The organism is Paenilisteria riparia FSL S10-1204 (genome assembly GCF_000525995.1).
In the GTDB taxonomy this organism is placed as follows: domain Bacteria; phylum Bacillota; class Bacilli; order Lactobacillales; family Listeriaceae; genus Listeria_A; species Listeria_A riparia.
The window spans coordinates 58,962-65,058 of sequence record NZ_AODL01000012.1 but is presented as its reverse complement, the minus strand read 5'-3'; the positions used below and the strand labels follow the sequence as shown (position 1 = coordinate 65,058).

The window sequence follows — 6,097 nt, the reverse complement described above, 5'->3', positions numbered from 1 at the left end:
TACTTCAAGTCTAGTGCGACCATTTTCGTGGAAGTCTAAGTTATTTCTACCACTTACTTGCCATAAGCCTGTGCAACCTGGCGTAACAAGGAGTCTTTTCTTATCGTAATTGGAGTAATTAGCGTATTCTTGCAAAAGAGGGGGGCGTGGTCCAACGAAGGACATGTCGCCTTTTAAGATGTTAATAAATTGGGGAAATTCGTCGAGGCTAGTTTTGCGAATCCATTTGCCAACTTTGGTAATTCGGGGATCGTCTTTCATTTTGAACATGTGGCCTTGCATTTCGTTTTGTGCTTGTAGTTTTTCGAGCTGTGCTTCTGCGTCGACGTACATCGAACGGAATTTATACATGTAGAAGGTTTGACCGTTTTTACCGACACGCTTTTGTTTGAAGAAAATCGGTGCTTTCCAGTTTTCAAATTTAATGCTGCCTGCGATAATGAGGAGGACTGGCGCTGATATGATGATTGCGAAAACAGCGGCGATGATGTCAATGATTCGCCATATCGCGTCGTGTAGTGGTTTTTCATGTGTCGCTTTATAGGTGGATTGGGTCGGAACTTTAAAATCTATTTTTTCCATTTATGCTCACATCCTTTATATTTGTGTGTCGCTTAATGTACTACTAGCATACCATCCCAAAATCCAGAATTCGTGATTTTCCAGAAATTTGACGTGCTTTTTCAGATTATTAGACATGTCAAAAAATAGGCCGGCAGTTGACTTGGTATATCAACCGCCGACCTATTATGGAACTACATGATTCTTGCGCGCAAAATGGCGACTCGTTCACTTGTTCCTATATTTCTTATTCTAAACTTCTCAACTTGTGCTGGGATGACAAATGTCTCTACATAATGTACTTCAAAAGGCTCGAACGCACTGTCCACACTTTCTACAACAACTTTGTCCCCTTCTACGAGATTCAACATATTTACCGTTTTTTCGGAATTATCATAGTCTACAAAATCCGTGAACCAGTCGCGCTCGGTTCTGATTTGTTCCGTTTTATACAAGCCGGTGTGCTCTTTTTTATGTGTTTCGTTCTCTTCCATCAGTTCAAAATGATTTACTAAATTGTCCGCCACCCATTTTTCTGAACGGTTCCAGTTGATGACTTTTTTACCGTGGTCGATATGAACTGGTCGCGGTTTGCCATCTAAACCTAAACGTCCCCAATCCCAAAGCTTGAATGTGAAGATATAGGCGCATAAGCTGATTTCAAGAACCATTGCATTTGCTCCAGAACAGTGCACCGTGCCTGATGGTATTAAGAAATGGTCATGTTTTTTCGCAGGAAATGTATTGACGTACTGCGTGACATCGATTTCACCTGAACCTGTTTGTGCGACCTCCAAAGCCGCTAATAATGACTCAGGTGCAACATCGTCCTTCACGCCTAAGTAAACAACCGCGTCCTCTTTCGTATCCAGCAAATAATAACTTTCTTCCTGCGTGTAGTCCATGCCGAATTGTTTTTTAATGTATTCCTTATCCGGATGCACCTGTAAGCTCAAATTTTGACCACCCATTGTATCTAAAAAATCAAAGCGAATCGGCAATTCCGCCCCAAATCGGCTAAACACAAGCTCCCCTAAAAGTGGCATCGGATATTTTAAAACTGCATTGATTGCTGGCGTTTCAATCCGCGTCTCACCAAATTGCAAATACAAACTATTCTCTTCAGCAACCCCGTCAAATGCCCACGCAAGATTCTCCTGACCCGCGTCCAGCCCTAACTTCTCCTTCATCCATTGTCCGCCCCAGACGCCTGGATCGAAATACGGAACAAAGCGAAATGGTCCTTGTAGCATCTGCTCCAAACCTGCACAATAATCCGCCCAAGTTACCATTTTAGGCGCATCTAGCACATTTTCATCCACATAATAATCTATTTTGCTAAAAAGTTCGACCTTCAAACGGTCCGCAGCACGCCAATCCAAGAAAAATCCCCGCTTATATTTCCGCAAAATATCTTCCTCAAAATTCGTGTCTTGCCAATTTCCTATCTCGCCGGAACGCATCCGCTTCTGAATCTCCCAGCGCGCGACATCCACGTATACAGTCAGATCGGCATCCGCCGCCAAACTTGCTCCAGTTCCAAAAACGATGGTTAGCCCACCTTCTAACGCAGTAACCTCTTCTCGCAAGGCCCGCATCCGCTCTTTATCATAATAATCCTCCATCTGGATAGCAGCCATTCGGCCAAAAACCCGATCTTCCGTAATTAACATTGCGAATTTATCACGAATTTGTGCACCACTAAGCGCAAAGTCATCTGCACAGATCAAATTCGCCTCACTAAAATAGTGCATCAAAGCCTCTTTCAGCTTTGCAATACGCACTCCTGGATAAACTTCTATCGCAAGTATGACTTTCTTTTTGGCAAGTTTAGCCGTAGCACGCGAAAGCTCTGAAAAAATAGCTTGGAACCCCGTCCAAGTCGTAAAATCACCTTTCACTTTAGTTGTAGGACAATGATCGTATGTCGTTTTCTCGTTACCCAATTACAACGCCTCCTTCCCTTCATGCCTTCAGTATAAGAATTTAAAGCGCTCTCTACAATACTTTTAGCAAATAGCGAAAACCATTTCCGCCGTACGAAAAAAAGGAGGAGGAAGACGGGGTATTAGAGGTAAAAGTGATAGGATTTAGACGGCTCCATTTTATACTGTTTATCCTCCTAATATAAACTTTGCAAGCGACGTGCAAGCAAAGATTCGGGCTTGAAATCCTTCTTTCCTTGCACTTTATATGACCGATTCTTTTACTTTTGCAAGCGACATGCAAGCAAGAATTAGATCTTGAATCGCTTAGTCTCTCCCTACTAACTATCCTTCTCCCCATCCTCACTCCGCTTCTTAAAATACGGCCTCGTCCGCGAAATTTTCGGGGCGATTGTTTCGTCGTACGTACTCGCATACACAGAATAAATAATATCCATCACATGCAACATCTCAATCCGGGAGGCCGCCGCAACATATCCTTCTGGATGCTCGATTTGCGCCACCGTTATATTGCATTCGGCGACTTGCGCCAAACTATTATCTTCTTCTGACGTAAAGGAAATCGTGTAAGCCCCTAACTGTTTCGCGATTTCTAGTGACGCAATCACCTCTTTTGTTTCCCCGCTATACGAAATCCCCACTGCCACACAACCAGCATACGACTGCTGCGCCTGCGAAATTTGAATATGCGAATCGGCAAAAGCACTCGTGTTCTTCCCTGCACGCAAAAATCGATACGAAAAATCCTGCGCTACAAGATTCGATATCCCACAGCCATAAAAATCAATACGTTCTGCCTCATATAATATCTTCGCTAAATCGGTTACCAGCTCTGAATCTAGGAACTGAACACTTTTAATCATCCCATTGATCGTCAAATTCGTAATCACTTCACCAATTTCAATCGCCGCTTTATTCGGATAAATATAGCCACGATTGTAAACTTCTTGTTTTTCGAAAAACCATTTATGTAAATTTAGCACTAAGTCTTGTTTAAAATCGGTGTAGCCTTTATAACCAAGTTTCTTACACATCCGCACAATCGTAGCTGGGCTTGTATAACACTCGTCTGCTAGTTGCGTGATATGCATCGTTTTGACCGTTTCTGCATTCGTCACAATATATTTGGCAATGTCTTGATAGGACCCCATCGACTGCTTGGCCAATGCTTGCAATTGTACAATTCCTGATTTCATCGCTAAAACCTCTTTCCCTCTTAATATAACCATTATACAACGAAAATCCCCGCAATTATTTCAAAAATAACCACGGAGATATCCCATTCATATCGAAAACAAGCTATAGCTTCAATTTCCCAATTTCTTTTAAAATAAATTCGCAAAATATCGAGTTCGACCAAGAAAACCATTCGCGTGTATACACATTCGGATCATCCGCTAAAAAACCTTCATGCGTCAAGTCTGTTCCTGCATCTGTCGTTTCAAATAAAGCGAGTAATGCCTCACATTCGTTAGCATCCGTAGACGTCAAACCTTGAATCGCCAGCCCCATATGCCACACATAACCTGGCGGTGTGTGCGGACTACCCAATCCTTTTGCAGCTTTCCCTTCAAAATAATACCGATTATCCGTTGATAATGAGAAGCGACGCGTATTTTGATAAATCGGGTCGTCCATTTCGCAATATTTTATATACGGCAGTGACAGCAAGCTTGGCACGCCAGTATCGTCCATTATATTGTAATTGCCCAAACCATCCACTTCATACGCGTATATATCGCCATACGTCGGGTGTTCCACGATTCCGAACTTCTCGATTCCAGCTTGAACTTCCGCTCGAATCTCTGTTATCATCGCCAGTAATTCCTCCTCATTCGGATAAAAAGCACCCACAATCTCCTGCAAATAACCAAGAATTACGACGGCAAACATGTTCGCCGGCAATAAATAACCATATTCACACGCATCATCACTTGGGCGAAAACCTGACCAAATCATGCCTGTATAGCCAACTTTCGTTCCACGGCCTTCATTTGGAAGCGTGTCCTGCTCAATCCCATTATCGCGAATAAAGAAGTACTCCGATTGTTCCTCATGATGCTGCTCCACACGAAAAACACGAATCAATTCCTTCACCGCCGCTAAAAAGTCTCCATCGAACAAGTCTGTCCGCTTCGTCTGCTTCCAATAAAAATACGCAAGTTCTACCGGAAAACAAAGCGAATCTAATTCATATTTTCGCTCCCAGCTCCAAGGATTTTGTCGCTCACTGCGATCAATGGAGCTCCAACAGTTCCCATCAGCCGCAAAATTAAAAGCATTTGTGTACGGGTCCAGAAGAATATAGCGGAATTGCTGGCGAATCACTGCGCCGATTGCATCGTATAATTTCCCACTTGGATCTTCTAAATTGAGAAATACGCGTAACTGACCGCCAGAATCGCGCAACCACATGGCTGGAATATCGCCTGTAAACAAGAACGCCGAATCATCCTCTTTTTGCACGAGTGTGGTTGTAATGGTATTTAGCATACATTTGCGGAACATCCGTTGTAATTTTTCGGAGAGGTTCGTGTTTTGTAGTACTTGATTCACCGATTCATCGATAAGTTGCGCAAGTTCTGTGTTGTCTTTTGCCGCTTGTTTCAATATGTTATCGGTAATCTGCCGCAGTCGTAAATATGTGTCGTCGCCCATTAGTTCCTTATCTAGGCTTGTATTTTTTAGTACATCGTTATCCAAAATCTCACCATTCCCTTCATTTGACGAGCATCGCGGCACCATAAAGGCCGGCATTATCGCCTAAACTCGCGACTTTTAATTGAATCGTTTCTTTCATCGTGCCGTAAACCCGCTGCGTTACAACCGTTTTTAGTTCTTCGACCAACCAAGGATTATGCAAAATTACCGCACCGCCAAGTACAAAAACTTCTGGGTCAATGACTTGGATAATCGATGTTAGGGCCGCTCCGAAATGTTGTAACCAGCGAGCAATAGCGCGCCGTGCTTCTGGATGATAGGCGTCATAGTGCATGAACAAATCGGCTGCCGTCTTATCTTTACCGAATAATACTCTGCTCTCTCTTTTGAGCGTGGTTCCGCTACACAAATCTTCTAGCGTCCCGTTCTTCAAGCTAACATCCACAATCATATTCCCGAGTTCCGACGCATGCTGGTGACTTCCGGCAAACACCTCACCGTCACAAACCAAGCCGCCGCCAACGCCTGTACTCACCGTGATATACTGTACACTACTGTATCCCGCACCAGCTCCAATTTTCGCTTCAGCTAGTGCCGCCACTTTGGCATCGTTCATAAGAAACACCGCTTTCCCCACACAGCTCTCCAATTCATCTCGAATCCGCAAACCATGCCAGCCGGGGAGATTTGGCGCATCTAAAATAATGCCGTTGTCCACATCGAGAGGTCCTGGTGCGCCAATCCCGATGCCCGACGCCAATCGTTCTGGGTCGACCGCTTCAATCATACGCACCAATTTTTCCAAGGCTTGCGTTGCACCTGATGTTGCCTCTGTATGGCTTTGTTCACGCGCTACCAACTGATCAGTCGGATCAAATAAGCCGACTCGCATATTCGTAGCGCCAATGTCTATGCCAATTCGATACATC

5 protein-coding genes are annotated in these 6,097 nt (G+C 43.9%); all 5 read right to left on the bottom strand.

Annotated elements, in window-relative coordinates:
• Positions 1-582: sugar transferase (locus tag PRIP_RS09365; protein ID WP_036100951.1), on the bottom strand; the 582-nt coding region annotated here is incomplete at its 3' end.
• A 173-nt stretch (positions 583-755) separates the two neighbouring features.
• Positions 756-2,507, bottom strand: a complete 1,752-nt coding sequence (locus PRIP_RS09360) for a class I mannose-6-phosphate isomerase (RefSeq protein ID WP_036100950.1) — start codon at positions 2,505-2,507, stop codon at positions 756-758.
• A gap of 320 nt (positions 2,508-2,827) precedes the next feature.
• Entirely contained in the window at positions 2,828-3,703 is an 876-nt protein-coding gene (locus tag PRIP_RS09355; RefSeq protein ID WP_036100949.1) for a MurR/RpiR family transcriptional regulator, read from the bottom strand.
• Between the two features lie 103 nt (positions 3,704-3,806).
• A complete protein-coding gene (locus PRIP_RS09350) occupies positions 3,807-5,264 on the bottom strand; it encodes a glycoside hydrolase family 125 protein (RefSeq protein ID WP_241434147.1) in 1,458 nt (485 codons plus the stop codon).
• On the bottom strand, positions 5,227-6,096 hold the full coding sequence (locus PRIP_RS09345; protein ID WP_036100947.1) for an ROK family protein: 870 nt from the start codon (positions 6,094-6,096) through the stop codon (positions 5,227-5,229). The genes PRIP_RS09350 and PRIP_RS09345 overlap by 38 nt, the downstream gene beginning before the upstream one ends.
• Position 6,097 lies beyond the last annotated feature (1 nt).